The 11,867-nt window shown below is 58.0% G+C and carries 19 protein-coding genes and 1 tRNA gene; 17 read left to right on the top strand and 3 right to left on the bottom strand.

Annotation, left to right across the window (positions count from 1 at the left end):
• Window positions 1–104 precede the first annotated feature (104 nt).
• The 9 genes from rpsM (at window position 105) to prfA (ending at window position 5,586) form a co-directional block, all read left to right on the top strand.
• Window positions 105–470: a 30S ribosomal protein S13 gene (gene rpsM / locus SynA1528_RS10820; protein WP_186586746.1), complete on the top strand. Its 366-nt coding sequence runs from the start codon at window positions 105–107 to the stop codon at window positions 468–470.
• Between the two features lie 36 nt (window positions 471–506).
• Window positions 507–899, top strand: a complete 393-nt coding sequence (rpsK, locus tag SynA1528_RS10825; RefSeq protein WP_011128946.1) for a 30S ribosomal protein S11 — start codon at window positions 507–509, stop codon at window positions 897–899.
• A gap of 44 nt (window positions 900–943) precedes the next feature.
• Window positions 944–1,882, top strand: a complete 939-nt coding sequence (locus SynA1528_RS10830) for a DNA-directed RNA polymerase subunit alpha (protein ID WP_186588414.1) — start codon at window positions 944–946, stop codon at window positions 1,880–1,882.
• 47 nt (window positions 1,883–1,929) lie between these two features.
• On the top strand, window positions 1,930–2,280 hold the full coding sequence (gene rplQ, locus SynA1528_RS10835) for a 50S ribosomal protein L17 (protein WP_011128948.1): 351 nt from the start codon (window positions 1,930–1,932) through the stop codon (window positions 2,278–2,280).
• 28 nt (window positions 2,281–2,308) lie between these two features.
• Entirely contained in the window at window positions 2,309–3,208 is a 900-nt protein-coding gene (gene truA, locus SynA1528_RS10840) for a tRNA pseudouridine(38-40) synthase TruA (protein ID WP_186586747.1), read from the top strand.
• Window positions 3,209–3,352: 144 nt separating this feature from the next.
• Entirely contained in the window at window positions 3,353–3,805 is a 453-nt protein-coding gene (gene rplM, locus SynA1528_RS10845) for a 50S ribosomal protein L13 (RefSeq protein ID WP_186586748.1), read from the top strand.
• Window positions 3,802–4,203: a 30S ribosomal protein S9 gene (gene rpsI, locus SynA1528_RS10850; protein WP_011128951.1), complete on the top strand. Its 402-nt coding sequence runs from the start codon at window positions 3,802–3,804 to the stop codon at window positions 4,201–4,203. Before rplM ends, rpsI begins: the two co-directional genes overlap by 4 nt.
• A 10-nt stretch (window positions 4,204–4,213) precedes the next feature.
• Entirely contained in the window at window positions 4,214–4,468 is a 255-nt protein-coding gene (gene rpmE, locus SynA1528_RS10855; protein WP_186586749.1) for a 50S ribosomal protein L31, read from the top strand.
• A gap of 20 nt (window positions 4,469–4,488) precedes the next feature.
• Entirely contained in the window at window positions 4,489–5,586 is a 1,098-nt protein-coding gene (prfA, locus tag SynA1528_RS10860; RefSeq protein ID WP_186586750.1) for a peptide chain release factor 1, read from the top strand.
• An 8-nt stretch (window positions 5,587–5,594) separates the two neighbouring features.
• Here the strand turns inward: prfA and SynA1528_RS10865 are convergent, their stop codons facing one another.
• A complete protein-coding gene (locus SynA1528_RS10865; RefSeq protein WP_186586751.1) occupies window positions 5,595–6,095 on the bottom strand; it encodes an HNH endonuclease in 501 nt (166 codons plus the stop codon).
• A gap of 74 nt (window positions 6,096–6,169) precedes the next feature.
• Between SynA1528_RS10865 and alr the strand changes: the two genes are divergently transcribed.
• From alr to SynA1528_RS10905, 8 genes are all read left to right on the top strand, one after another.
• Window positions 6,170–7,300, top strand: coding sequence for an alanine racemase (gene alr, locus SynA1528_RS10870; protein ID WP_186586752.1), 1,131 nt, complete (start codon window positions 6,170–6,172; stop codon window positions 7,298–7,300).
• A 37-nt stretch (window positions 7,301–7,337) separates the two neighbouring features.
• Window positions 7,338–7,426 (top strand) — tRNA-Ser (locus tag SynA1528_RS10875).
• 504 nt (window positions 7,427–7,930) lie between these two features.
• Window positions 7,931–8,125, top strand: coding sequence for a hypothetical protein (locus tag SynA1528_RS10880; RefSeq protein ID WP_186588550.1), 195 nt, complete (start codon window positions 7,931–7,933; stop codon window positions 8,123–8,125).
• A 65-nt stretch (window positions 8,126–8,190) separates the two neighbouring features.
• Entirely contained in the window at window positions 8,191–8,352 is a 162-nt protein-coding gene (locus SynA1528_RS10885; protein WP_186586753.1) for a ribbon-helix-helix protein, CopG family, read from the top strand.
• On the top strand, window positions 8,345–8,797 hold the full coding sequence (locus SynA1528_RS10890) for a DUF6998 domain-containing protein (protein WP_186586754.1): 453 nt from the start codon (window positions 8,345–8,347) through the stop codon (window positions 8,795–8,797). Before SynA1528_RS10885 ends, SynA1528_RS10890 begins: the two co-directional genes overlap by 8 nt.
• 97 nt (window positions 8,798–8,894) lie before the next feature.
• Entirely contained in the window at window positions 8,895–9,512 is a 618-nt protein-coding gene (locus SynA1528_RS10895; RefSeq protein WP_186586755.1) for a GIY-YIG nuclease family protein, read from the top strand.
• A gap of 218 nt (window positions 9,513–9,730) precedes the next feature.
• Window positions 9,731–10,012 (top strand): hypothetical protein, encoded by a 282-nt coding sequence (locus tag SynA1528_RS10900; RefSeq protein ID WP_186586756.1) that lies wholly within the window; start codon window positions 9,731–9,733, stop codon window positions 10,010–10,012.
• A gap of 61 nt (window positions 10,013–10,073) precedes the next feature.
• Entirely contained in the window at window positions 10,074–10,316 is a 243-nt protein-coding gene (locus tag SynA1528_RS10905; RefSeq protein WP_186586757.1) for a hypothetical protein, read from the top strand.
• Between the two features lie 182 nt (window positions 10,317–10,498).
• On the opposite strand, the gene SynA1528_RS10910 is transcribed toward SynA1528_RS10905, so the two are convergent.
• Together SynA1528_RS10910 and SynA1528_RS10915 are read right to left on the bottom strand one after the other, a co-directional pair.
• Window positions 10,499–10,948 (bottom strand): hypothetical protein, encoded by a 450-nt coding sequence (locus SynA1528_RS10910; RefSeq protein ID WP_186586758.1) that lies wholly within the window; start codon window positions 10,946–10,948, stop codon window positions 10,499–10,501.
• A gap of 90 nt (window positions 10,949–11,038) precedes the next feature.
• Window positions 11,039–11,578 (bottom strand): hypothetical protein, encoded by a 540-nt coding sequence (locus tag SynA1528_RS10915; protein ID WP_186586759.1) that lies wholly within the window; start codon window positions 11,576–11,578, stop codon window positions 11,039–11,041.
• Window positions 11,579–11,867: the final 289 nt, after the last annotated feature.

Raw genomic sequence — 11,867 nt, forward strand, 5'->3', positions numbered from 1 at the left:
CCAGTCAGACCTAGGCGGATCCCTGAATCCCAGCTTTCGGCCTGCACAGCAACAATCACCGCCTCCGCTTCAAGGAGGCATTTGTCCCTCTCATTCAAATCTTCGTGGCACGGATCGCCGGCGTTGACATTCCCCGCGACAAGCGGGTTGAAGTGTCCCTCACCTACATCTATGGAGTTGGCCCGACCCGGGCACGAGCCATTCTGGCTCAGACTGGTGTGAACCCCGACATCCGGGTCAAGGATCTGGAAGACGGTGACCTTCAGAAACTCCGGAATGCCGCCGATGACTACACCCTCGAGGGTGATCTGCGCCGGCAGGAGGGAATGGCGCTCAAGCGCCTTCAGGACATCGGCTGCGTCCGCGGACGACGTCATCGCATGAGCCTGCCTGTGCGCGGCCAGCGCACACGGACCAATGCCCGTACCCGTAGGGGCGCGCGCAAAACCGTGGCCGGCAAGAAGAAGTAATCCCCCCCTCGTCCTTTACACGACCGTTTCCGGCCCATGGCCAAACCAGCCAAGAAAACAGGCCCCAAGAAGGCCAAACGCAACGTCCCGAATGGCGTTGCTCACATCCAGAGCACCTTCAACAACACCATCGTGTCGATTACCGACACATCCGGTGAGGTCATCTCCTGGTCCTCTGCTGGCGCCAGTGGCTTCAAGGGCGCGCGCAAGGGCACACCCTTCGCAGCCCAGACGGCAGCTGAAGCCGCTGCCCGCCGCGCCCTTGATCAGGGCATGCGCCAGATCGAGGTGCTGGTCAAAGGTCCCGGATCCGGTCGTGAGACGGCGATTCGTGCCCTGCAGGTTGCCGGACTTGAGATCACCCTGATCCGAGACGTCACCCCGCTGCCCCACAACGGTTGCCGGCGGCCCAAGCGCCGTCGCGTCTGAATCGCACCAATTCCCGGTTTACGCCCCCTACCCCGCATCAGACCGTGCTGCAGTACCAGATCGACCGCATCGAGCATCAGGTGGAGGAGGATCGCTCCCAGAGCGGTGTGTTCCTCATCGGTCCCCTCGAGCGGGGTCAGGCGACCACCCTCGGCAACGCCCTGCGACGGGTTCTGATGGGCGGCCTCGAAGGCAGTGCCGTCACCGCCATTCGCATTGCCGGCGTTAACCACGAGTACGCCACCGTTCCCGGTGTGCGTGAAGACGTTCTCGACATCCTTCTGAACTGCAAGGAGCTCTCCGTCAACAGCCGCTCCCCAGAGCTCGAAATCGGCCGTCTCGTGGTGGCGGGTCCTGCTGAGGTGACCGCCAACGACCTGCAGTTCTCCTCGCAGGTGGACGTGGTCGACGGCAACCGACCCATCGCCACCGTGGCCGATGGTTACAGCCTCGAGCTTGAGGTTCATGTCGAGCGCGGTGTGGGCTACAGGCCGGTGGATCGCCACAGCGAGGACACCAGCGCCATCGACCTGCTCCAGATCGATGCCGTGTTCATGCCGGTGATTCGGGTGAATTTCACCATCGATGAAACCGCTGTCGCCGAAGGGGGCTCAGCCCGTGAGCGTCTGCGCATGGAGATCGTCACCGACGGTTCCATCACGCCCGACGATGCTCTGGCTCAGTCAGCGAACCACCTGATCGAGTTGTTCCAGCCCCTCGCCACGGTGACCCTCGTGGAGGAGCCTGGTGTCGAGCCTGAACCCTCTGCAGAAGCCCAGATTCCTCTGGAGGAACTCAACCTTTCAGTACGGGCTTACAACTGCCTCAAGCGGGCCCAGGTCAACTCCGTCTCCGACCTCATGGGCTTCAGCTACGAGGACCTGCTGGAGATCAAGAACTTCGGTTCCAAATCCGCCGACGAGGTGATCGAAGCGCTCGAACGCATCGGCATCTCCATCCCCCAGAGCCGCACCTCTGCCTGAGATCGGCCTACCTGACCCCTTTCCCGACATCCGTCTCCGACAGAACCATGCGTCACCAATGCCGAGTTCCCCAGCTGGGCCGTCCTGCTGACCAGCGCAAGGCGATGCTCCGCGCCCTCACCACCCAGCTGATCCGCGAAGGTCGGGTGACCACCACCAAGGCCCGCGCCAAGGCCCTGCGCGACGAAGCGGAGCGGATGATCACCCTCGCCAAGGACGGCAGCCTGGCCTCCCGTCGTCGGGCTCTGGGCTACATCTACGACAAGCAATTGGTGCACGCTCTGTTCGACAAGGCACCCGACCGCTACAGCGACCGCAAGGGTGGTTACACCCGCATCACCCGCACGGTGCCCCGTCGTGGCGACAACGCCGAGATGGCGATCATCGAACTGGTCTGATCCCCGCCCCCTGCGTCAGTTCTGACGTTTGAGCTCCGAACCCTCGTCTGCAACTCCTGAGTCCCCGGTCCTTCGTCGGATCGCCCTCAGCCTGCAGTACGAGGGTTCTGCCTTTTGCGGATGGCAGCGACAACGCAATGGCCACAGCGTTCAGGCTCAACTGGAAGCGGCCATCGAGCAGCTGGATCCGCACCGACCGATCCAGACCTTCGCTGCGGGGAGAACCGACGCCGGCGTTCATGCCGCGGGGCAGGTGGTGCATTTCGACTGTGGTGACAGGATTCCCCCCTCCAAATGGGCTCCAGCCCTGAACGGACGGTTGCCGTCCACAATCCGGGTGAGGGAGTCGGTGCCGCGGCCCATGGATTGGCACGCCTGCTACTCGGCCACCTACCGGCGCTATCGCTACACCATTCACAACGGTCGGCGGCCCAACCTGTTCCTCGCCCGCTGGAGTTGGCACCGCTATCGGCTCCGGCTGGATGAGTCCCGGATGCGGGACGCCCTCAACGGCATGCTCGGGCTCCATGACTTCAGCGCGTTCATGCGGGCCGGAAGCCGGCGGGCCCACGCCCGCACCACGGTTCAGGAGGTGGAGCTTGTGCGCCAGGGCGACATACTTCGCGTCGAGATCCAGGCCAGTGGGTTCCTTTACGGCATGGTTCGCCTGCTGATGGCTCAGCTGGTGGCCGTGGGCGAACACCGTCTGTCCGTCGGAGATTTCGAGCAGAGCTGGCGTCAGCGACGACGCCACGAGGTGAAGGAAGCCGCTCCTGGCCACGGGCTGTGCCTGCTCAGGGCAGGGTATGAGGACGACATCTTCACCAGAGCAGGCTGGTACGATTGCCAACCTTGGTTTTTTCTGGCGGAGAGTGATCCCCCACCGGATCCTCCGCCTCTGCCGGAAGCAAGCGGATCTGAACTCTGATTGCTGCTCTTCTCATCAGGAGAAGGGCCCTGTCGAAGAGTAAGCTCGATCCTTGAGCTCCCGTCAGGTCCTCCTCTGGACCAGACCATCCCTGACCAGCTCTGCCATCCCGGCTGAGCAATTCCGAACCGGCATGCCGGCGCGATGAACAAGACCTCCCTTCCTCAGACTGATTCTCTCGATCGCCAGTGGTATCTGGTGGACGCTGAGAACAAGACCCTCGGGCGCCTCGCCACCGAGGTTGCCGCTGTTCTGCGCGGCAAAAACAACCCGAGCTTCACCCCCCATCTGGACACCGGCGATTTCGTCGTGGTGGTGAATGCCGAGAAGATCCGGGTGAGTGGCAGCAAGCCAACCCAGAAGCTGTATCGCCGTCACTCCGGTCGTCCCGGCGGCATGAAGACCGAAACCTTCGAGGCGCTGCAGGAGCGCATCCCCGAGCGGATCGTTGAAAAGGCGATCAAGGGCATGCTTCCCCACAACGCCCTCGGCCGTCAGATGTTCCGCAAACTCAAGGTGTACAAGGGCAGCGAGCATCCCCATGCCGCCCAGAAGCCTCAGCCTCTTCAGCTCAACCCCTCTGCATCCGCCCAATGAGCAGCAATTCCGTCGTCTACTGGGGCACTGGTCGCCGTAAGACCTCCGTCGCCCGCGTTCGCCTTGTCCCCGGCAACGGCACGATCACCATCAATGGTCGTCCTGGTGACAACTACCTGAATTACAACCCCGCCTACATCGCAGCGGTGAAAGCTCCCCTCGAGACCCTCGGTCTCGGCACGGAGTACGACATCCTCGTCAACGTTCACGGTGGCGGACTCACCGGCCAGTCGGGAGCCATCAAGCAAGGAGCCGCCCGTGCTCTCTGTGAATTGTCAGCCGACAACCGCAAGCCCCTCAAGACCGAAGGCCACCTCAGCCGTGACCCCCGAGCCAAGGAACGTCGCAAGTACGGTCTCAAGAAAGCTCGTAAGGCTCCTCAGTTCTCCAAGCGCTGATTTTCTACCCATGCCCAAGCCCGACATCCATCCCACCTGGTATCCCGATGCCAAGGTGATCTGCAACGGCGAAGTTGTGATGACCACCGGCTCCACCCAGCCGGAGATTCACGTCGACGTCTGGAGTGGCAACCACCCCTTCTTCACCGGCACCCAGAAGATCCTTGACACCGAAGGCCGCGTCGATCGCTTCATGAAGAAGTACGGCATGGGCAAGAAGAAGGCTGGCGACAAAGCCAAGGCCGAGGCCAAAACAGACGCGTAGTTCTGATGTGAGCCCGGGGCATGGACGCCTCGACCCTTGTTGCGCGGCTTGAGGCCGCTACAGCCAGCTTCCGCAACCTTGAGCGGCAGCTGGCTGATCCTGATGTGGCGGCCGACCCCACACGATTGGAAAAAATTGCCCGGGAACGGGCACGGCTCGAACCCCTGGTGCTCGGCTTCGAAGAGCTGCAGGGATTGGAAGAAGAGCAGCAACAGACGCGCGAGCTGCTGAAGGAAAGCCGCGGGGATGCAGCCATGGAGGAGCTGGCCCAGGAGGACCTTGCCAGCCTCAACAGTCGCCACGCCGAGCTGACTGAGACGCTCACCCTGGCCCTGTTGCCCCGTGACCCCCGCGATGAACGCAGCGTCATGCTGGAGATCAGAGCAGGGGCGGGTGGCGATGAAGCCTGCATCTGGGCCGGTGATCTGGCGCGCATGTACGAGCGATACAGCCAGAAGCTGGGCTGGAACGTACAACCCATCAGCAGCAATGAAGCGGACCTGGGGGGATTTCGGGAACTGATCCTCTCGGTCAAGGGGGACAGCGTGTTCAGTCAGCTCAAGTTCGAAGCCGGAGTGCATCGGGTGCAGCGGGTCCCGGCCACCGAATCCCAGGGACGCGTTCATACCTCCACAGCCACCGTCGCCGTGATGCCCGAGGCTGATGCCGTGGAGGTGCAGCTGGACCCCAAGGATCTGGAGATCAGCACCGCCCGCTCCGGCGGAGCCGGTGGCCAGAACGTCAACAAGGTGGAAACCGCCGTGGACCTGCTCCACAAACCCAGCGGCATCCGTGTGTTCTGCACCCAGGAGCGTTCACAGCTGCAGAACCGGGAACGGGCCCTGGAGATCCTGCGAGCCAAGCTGCTGGAGCAGGAGCAACGGGAGGCGGCAGCGCGCGAGAGCAGCGACCGGCGCGCCCAGGTGGGTAGCGGAGATCGCAGTGAAAAGATCCGCACTTACAACTACAAGGACAACCGCACCACCGATCACCGGCTGGGCAGGAACTTCTCCTTGGAACCCGTGCTGGACGGTCAGCTCGAGGATTTGATCGGTGCCTGCATTGCGGACGAGCAACGGCAGAAACTGGAAGCCCTCAGCCAACAGAGCGAAGACTGACCCTCAGCTCAGGCCCCGATCACATATTTGGCCCATTCACTGTGGCGGCCGGAATGAATCTGACGCGTGGCCTCAAAGCTGAGGCTGCTCAGAGGTCGGCGCGGCACTCGCATCAGCGGCATATCTGCTTCCTTGGGGGTGCGGTTGCCCTTGCGCACATTGCAGCTCAGACAGGCCGTGGTGACGTTTTCCCAGGTGTCACAACCACCCCGGCTGCGAGGCACCACATGATCGATCGACAGCGGCTCATTACGGCAGCCGCAGTACTGACAGCTGTGGTTGTCGCGGTGAAACAGGTTGCGCCTCGTCAGCGGAAGCTGACGGAAGGGCACCCGCACGTACTGGCGCAGACGGATGACGGTCGGGAGATGGGTGCCACGCCGAATCTCACGGGTGGAATCCTGCTCGAGACTCTCAGCCTTGCCTTTGAGCATCATCACCATGGCGCGGCGCCAGGTGGTGATGTTCAACGGCTCGTAGGACGCGTTGAGAACGAGAACCTGGCCCATGCCAGCTCCCTGAATACAATTCATGCTATCGATCTCACCAAGCCCCCCTTTGTAACGCTGAGCACCAAAGCCCAATGTCGGAGCTAAGTCCACGCCAGCGCGCCTGGTTGGAGGTTTCCCCCACAGCCATCGAGGCCAACTGCCGGCTGCTGCGCCATCAGCTGGCGCCAGGCTGTCAATTCATGGCGGTGGTGAAAGCCGACGGCTATGGCCATGGCGCCGTCACTGTGGCGCGAGCCGCTCTCCGCGGTGGCGCTTCAAGCCTCGGGGTGGCCACTCTTCAAGAAGGTCTGGAGCTCCGCACCGCCGGCATCGAGGCCCCAGTGCTGATCCTCAGCGCCCTTCGAAGCCCGGAGGATCTCAGCTGTTGCCTGGACGGGCGACTGATGCCCACCCTGAGCGGCCTGGACGAGGCGAAGACCGCCGCAGCGATCGCCGCTGAACGGGGAACCGATCGCTTTCCGGTGCAGCTGAAACTCGACACGGGCATGGCCCGACTGGGGGGCGAATGGCAGGAGGGCGCTGGGTTGGTGCAATCCATCCGCGCCCTGCCGCAGCTGGAGCTGGTGGGCCTCTACAGCCACCTCGCCTGCGCAGACGAGCCCGATGATCAGCTCACCCAAGTGCAGCTGCAGCGCTTTCGATCTGTCATTGAGGCCCTGCCGGATGGCGGCAGGGGCCTGTGCTGCCATCTGGCCAATTCCGCCGGCACCATGCAGTCCCCCAGCCTGCACCTGGACATGGTGCGGGTCGGTCTGGCCCTCTACGGCCAAGCCCCCGCCAGCCACCTCGGGCGGGACCTTCCACTGCAGCCTGCCTTGGCGGTGAAGGCACGTGTCAGCCTGATCCGGGAGGTGCCGAGCGGCAGCGGCGTCAGCTACGGCCATCGCTTTGTCACCAGTCGTCCATCGCGTCTCGCCGTGATCGGGATCGGCTATGCCGACGGCGTGGTCCGGGCCCTGAGCGGCCGAATCGAGGTTCTGCACGGCGGCCGCAGGCTGCCGCAGGTGGGCAACATCACCATGGACCAGATCATCCTGGATGCCACCGATGTTGATGACCTGACAGTGGGTGACATCGTCACGCTGCTGGGGCAGGACGGATCTGAACGCATCAGTCCAGAGGAGTGGAGCACTCGCTGCAACACGATCCCCTGGGAAATCCTCTGTGGTTTCAAACATCGCCTGCCGCGGGTCGAGATCTGACCGACTGTCCAACGCTTGGTAAGCTGGGTATGCAACTGGAGAGGTGGCTGAGTGGTTGAAAGCGGCTCCCTGCTAAGGAGTTACAGGAGGCAACTTCTGTCGAGGGTTCGAATCCCTCCCTCTCCGTTGAAAACCTGATTTAGGAGTTCTCAGAAGATCCCAAATCTGGCCAAATCAAAGACCACCACTGGGAAGTGCATCCCTAGGGAGCTTCCATTGTGCCCCGAAGTCCCTTCGTTGTCATGGGGGAATTTGTGGGGGAACCGGTCTCATAGCAAACCAGGCAGTCTGACTGCGCGGCAATGGATCCCAAGCGAACATGTGGGGGATAAGCATTCACCAAGCCGACATCGACCATCTCAGGTCCAAGCCATCCATGTCACTCCGCAAGAACTTCGACTCATTCACCTCAGAGCACAAGCTCCGTGACGCTCAGGAGGAATTCACGCACGCCGTTTATCGGTTTCGGGCAGCAGAGGAGGTCAAGGCCCCGAATCTGATCGCCTTGAAGCGAGAAATGGAGTTCTTAGAACGGAAGGTCGAGTACTGCCGGCAATGCGTCTATGCGGGACAACCGGTTGAGGAATACGCCGAATGGTCTGAGCTTCCAGAGCGGTGCCCTAAGCCAGCTTGGGCTTGAAGCTCTGGGCGCTGACGCGGCGAAAGCAGATGGGCTGGATAACTGCACTGTTTGTTCAAAAAAATGCCCCTCGACGGGGCGCTTGCTTGCCGACTGCCAATGCGATTGCCCCTGAGCAAGACGGCAAGACCTTTCAGGACAGGGGGAAGGATGCAGTGGTGGAGAAAGTTATGGATGGCAACTGAGGAGATGTTCTCGACTGCACAAGCGGGCTAACCATTGGCATCCTTAGCTAAGAAGTCAGGCTCTGATGGCACGAATCGGCAACAAAAAAGCGTTCACCATCCATCTGAGCGATGAGATGGCGGCAATGATTGACCTCAAGCGCAAGGAGTGGGGCCTCAAAAGTCGAGGTGAAGTGATAGAGCGGCTTCTCGGTTGGATGATTGAGCCCACCGATTCCGATGGGTAGTCGCAACGTCTCAGACCTGATCAAGCAACTCTTTGAGATCTCACGACAACTAGAGGCTGAGATCCCAGGCAGAAACTTTCTTCCCAGCGGTCAACAACTTGGAAACCTTGGAGAGGTCTTAGTTGCTGAGGCTTTCGGACTAAACCTTTGCAAGGCAATGACGAAGGGAATTGATGCCCATACAGAAGATGGGCGAATGGTTCAGATCAAGACTGTTACGAGCAGATCTGCTGGGGTCCATCTCTCCAAGCGGCGTCCCAGCGTGAACACGTACCTAATCGCAATCGAACTCAAACCAGATGGCACCTTTGAGGTGATCTACAACGGGCCTGAGATGCATGCGTGGCTTGTTCGCCAGTCAGGGAAGCCATTCGTCTCGATGGGTCCTTTCCTGAAAGCTGCTGAAGCAATTCCGATGGACAAGCAACTCCCCTGTGTTGATTAACAGGGCTAACCCCTGACCAAGCGTCAGAGGCGTGGCGGGAAAGCTTGGAACGAAGGAGGAGTGCTGAGGCCAGACTGGAGATGACTCAATCACCGTGATGAACGAGGGCATCGTCTACGTCCTGACCAATCCCGCCATGCCGAAGCTGGTGAAGATCGGAAAGACAGGTCGTGGTGTCGAGACGCGTCTGAACGACCTCTACACAACTGGCGTACCCCTGCCGTTTGAGTGCGCCTATGCCGCAAGGGTGGAGGACATGGACAAGGTGGAGAAAGCCTTCCACAACGCCTTTGGGCCATACAGGGTCAACCCAAGAAGGGAGTTCTTTGAGATTGAGCCCGAGCAGGCGATTGGGCTGCTGGATCTGATGAAGTTGGAGGACATGACTCCGGCAATGCAGGCTGAAGCCGAACAGGTGGACGTTCAGGCGAAAGCCTCAGCAGAGAAGCTCAAGCGTTCTCGTCGCCCCAACCTCAATTACATAGAGATGGGCATCCCTATTGGAAGCACCCTTCTGTATCAAGGGGATGGAGAGACCACTTGCACAGTTGCCGATGGCCGCAACGTCAGCTTTGAAGGGAGGACCCTCTCACTGACCAAGCTGACCAAAGAGCTACGACAGCAGCCAGATCGACCAATTCGCGGCCCTGCTCATTGGTCTTACAACGGACGACTTTTGGGGGAAATGTACGAAGAGACTTACGGAGAAGACTGATCTACATCCAACGCAATATTAGAAGAAGAGGCCAGCATCAAGGCGACTCAATGAAGCGAGATACTGGCTAAGAGTTCTGAATAGGAAGCTGATTCTCCCGCAATGACAATGTCAACCTGTCCGCACTGCTGAAGCTTGATTGACAAATTTAATAAACCAATTTAATATAAATGCATTGCAAGGCAGTCGCTTGCGATATCACTTACCTTATCTTTAAGATGAAATCAACGAAATCTGCATGGTCTACCCACCTGGGCTTTAATATCTCCAAAGCAAAGCAAGAGCTTGGCGATGAGTTCCCAAGAAACTACAACTCGCTCCTCAAAAAATGCGTATTAAGCGAAACTTCTAAACAAATCCTAGACATATATGCCGGGGACAAACGCTCACCAATTGATTACGATGCTTTCCTTGCGAGATTCTGCGACAAAGCCAAGTACAGGGCTGGAGTTATCGAGGCGATAAAGTGGACTCTTGAAGCCATGCAGCTTGGCAACTGAATGATCTCGTCAATCCACAACTCGCAGTGGTAGAAAATAATTAGCGCGCCATCCCACCAGCATGGCAACCCGCCTGATCACACCGAGCCAGCTGTCACTGTTCAGCATCAGCCCAGTGATCGGGGCCTGGTGGGAAGAGTTGCAGGCGCAGAATCTGTTTGAAGGCAGCAAGCCAGCGGTGAGTGAGCTGGATCAGCAGCTGGTGGCCGAATACGAGGCAAGGGGCGACTGGCTGCCCACCCCTCAACCTGCGAAAGCCAGTGCCAACAGACGTCAAGCAAAAGCACCCACCCGCTGTGGTTAGGTAGAACCAACCACCACAGCACTTGTGCCTCGGATCAGGCTGTCGACGTAGTTCTGAACTATCAGCTCGATCTGTCCAGTGGCGCCCTTCCCATTACTAAAGGCATCAACAATCAACTGAGGCCGCCAATAGAACAGCAGTGTAATGGCGCTCATATCCGCAATCACTGATCACAGCATTCTTCATCTTTTTACTTGACCTGTCATCGTTATTTCCAGCGTTGGCTCTTCACTACAAATGCCGCAGACAAAATACCTAGCAAACTGATTGTCGGAAAAAAAATTCCATCCATCAGGCATCTTTTGTGTGAGCCTAAATGGCCTGAATCTTTCATTTTCTTCCGTCGTCAATATGGTGACCCTATCCGTCCAATCGAGGATTTTTGCAATTTGCACTACGTCATGCCTGTTGTTTACAATTTTTCTTCCAATCTCATTAGAAGGCACTGGGTGCTCATAAGTAAACTTATTTTTTTGCGATTTTAGCCCCCTTCTGAGCTTGCCATCTCTCAGGAATCCGCTCCGGTCAAGGTATTCAATAGAGGACTCTGTGGCAAGATACGTATCTTTGGCAAGGCTATACTTTGCAATATAATTAAGAAGACCATACCTAATTGTGTGATCTTCGTACATCCTATCAAACCCATCAATTTTTACTATGGAGCAAATAACTGTGTACAAGTCTTTTTGAAGTAAGTTCATCGCAAAATCCCCTCTTGGAGCTCACTGATTTTCATAATATGGATCTCTGTATTGAGTTGTAAGGTTGGTGATGGGAGATATATCCCAGAGATGATCCATGTCAAAACCTTCGCTATGAGCAATGGTTTCAGATTGCTTGTTTTCTTCGAAGCTGCCGGGGTGCACTCCCACTTCGCCATCATCTCCAATGCAGAAGTAGTCATCCCAAAAGCCTTCAAGAATATTTTGGCATTGGGCATCCTGATCGCTCCATTCAGGGCATGCCGCTTCTTCGGTGTAAAGATGACTACCTTTTGGCGTAGTTTTTGCGCCCTTCCATTCTCCTCCCGAAGAGTCTGAATAAAGCCAGAGTGAGTTGTTTCCATCACGCCTGAACAGGTAATCGCTTTGCATTCCGCCCCCAGAGTATCCATAGGCAAGTGCAGCTACCTCTTGCGTCTTTTCTCCATCTTCGTTGATGAAACCATCAAGAACAACATACAAAACAGCTACAAGAAGCTTTGACTTACTCTCGTCAGAAAATTCGCAGAAAAATTCGGTTTCACTGATTCTGAGCGGCATGGCCTGTGAGCAAGTAAGTTGATTATAACTTAATAGATGCTTGGGTACCAGTAGAGGCATTGTTTCTTGATTTATTCAGGAGCCATCTTCTCCCTGCCTCAATATGCACGAAAGCGAGGATTTCGTAGGCGGTGGACGCAATTGCCCGCTAGATGTGCGCATTGAATATCCCAATGAAACCAATTGCATTTTTCATTGGGAAAGTTTTTTGTTCGCTTGTGACGAGAGGATCTGTACGCAAAGAAATGATTTTATTTTTGCAGTCTTTGAACTACTAAATGAGTCTTTG

This window comes from Synechococcus sp. A15-28 (assembly GCF_014280175.1).
Lineage (GTDB): Bacteria > Cyanobacteriota > Cyanobacteriia > PCC-6307 > Cyanobiaceae > Parasynechococcus.

Coding starts and splice junctions, on each gene's coding strand:
- rpsK (WP_011128946.1), top strand. CDS start 507: ATGGCCAAACCAGCCAAGAAAACAGGCCCCAAGAAGGCCAAACGCAAC.
- rplQ (WP_011128948.1), top strand. CDS start 1,930: ATGCGTCACCAATGCCGAGTTCCCCAGCTGGGCCGTCCTGCTGACCAG.
- rplM (WP_186586748.1), top strand. CDS start 3,353: ATGAACAAGACCTCCCTTCCTCAGACTGATTCTCTCGATCGCCAGTGG.
- rpsI (WP_011128951.1), top strand. CDS start 3,802: ATGAGCAGCAATTCCGTCGTCTACTGGGGCACTGGTCGCCGTAAGACC.
- rpmE (WP_186586749.1), top strand. CDS start 4,214: ATGCCCAAGCCCGACATCCATCCCACCTGGTATCCCGATGCCAAGGTG.
- prfA (WP_186586750.1), top strand. CDS start 4,489: ATGGACGCCTCGACCCTTGTTGCGCGGCTTGAGGCCGCTACAGCCAGC.
- SynA1528_RS10865 (WP_186586751.1), bottom strand. CDS start 6,095: ATGGGCCAGGTTCTCGTTCTCAACGCGTCCTACGAGCCGTTGAACATC.
- alr (WP_186586752.1), top strand. CDS start 6,170: ATGTCGGAGCTAAGTCCACGCCAGCGCGCCTGGTTGGAGGTTTCCCCC.
- SynA1528_RS10885 (WP_186586753.1), top strand. CDS start 8,191: ATGGCACGAATCGGCAACAAAAAAGCGTTCACCATCCATCTGAGCGAT.
- SynA1528_RS10890 (WP_186586754.1), top strand. CDS start 8,345: ATGGGTAGTCGCAACGTCTCAGACCTGATCAAGCAACTCTTTGAGATC.
- SynA1528_RS10895 (WP_186586755.1), top strand. CDS start 8,895: ATGAACGAGGGCATCGTCTACGTCCTGACCAATCCCGCCATGCCGAAG.
- SynA1528_RS10900 (WP_186586756.1), top strand. CDS start 9,731: ATGAAATCAACGAAATCTGCATGGTCTACCCACCTGGGCTTTAATATC.
- SynA1528_RS10905 (WP_186586757.1), top strand. CDS start 10,074: ATGGCAACCCGCCTGATCACACCGAGCCAGCTGTCACTGTTCAGCATC.
- SynA1528_RS10910 (WP_186586758.1), bottom strand. CDS start 10,948: ATGTACGAAGATCACACAATTAGGTATGGTCTTCTTAATTATATTGCA.
- SynA1528_RS10915 (WP_186586759.1), bottom strand. CDS start 11,578: ATGCCGCTCAGAATCAGTGAAACCGAATTTTTCTGCGAATTTTCTGAC.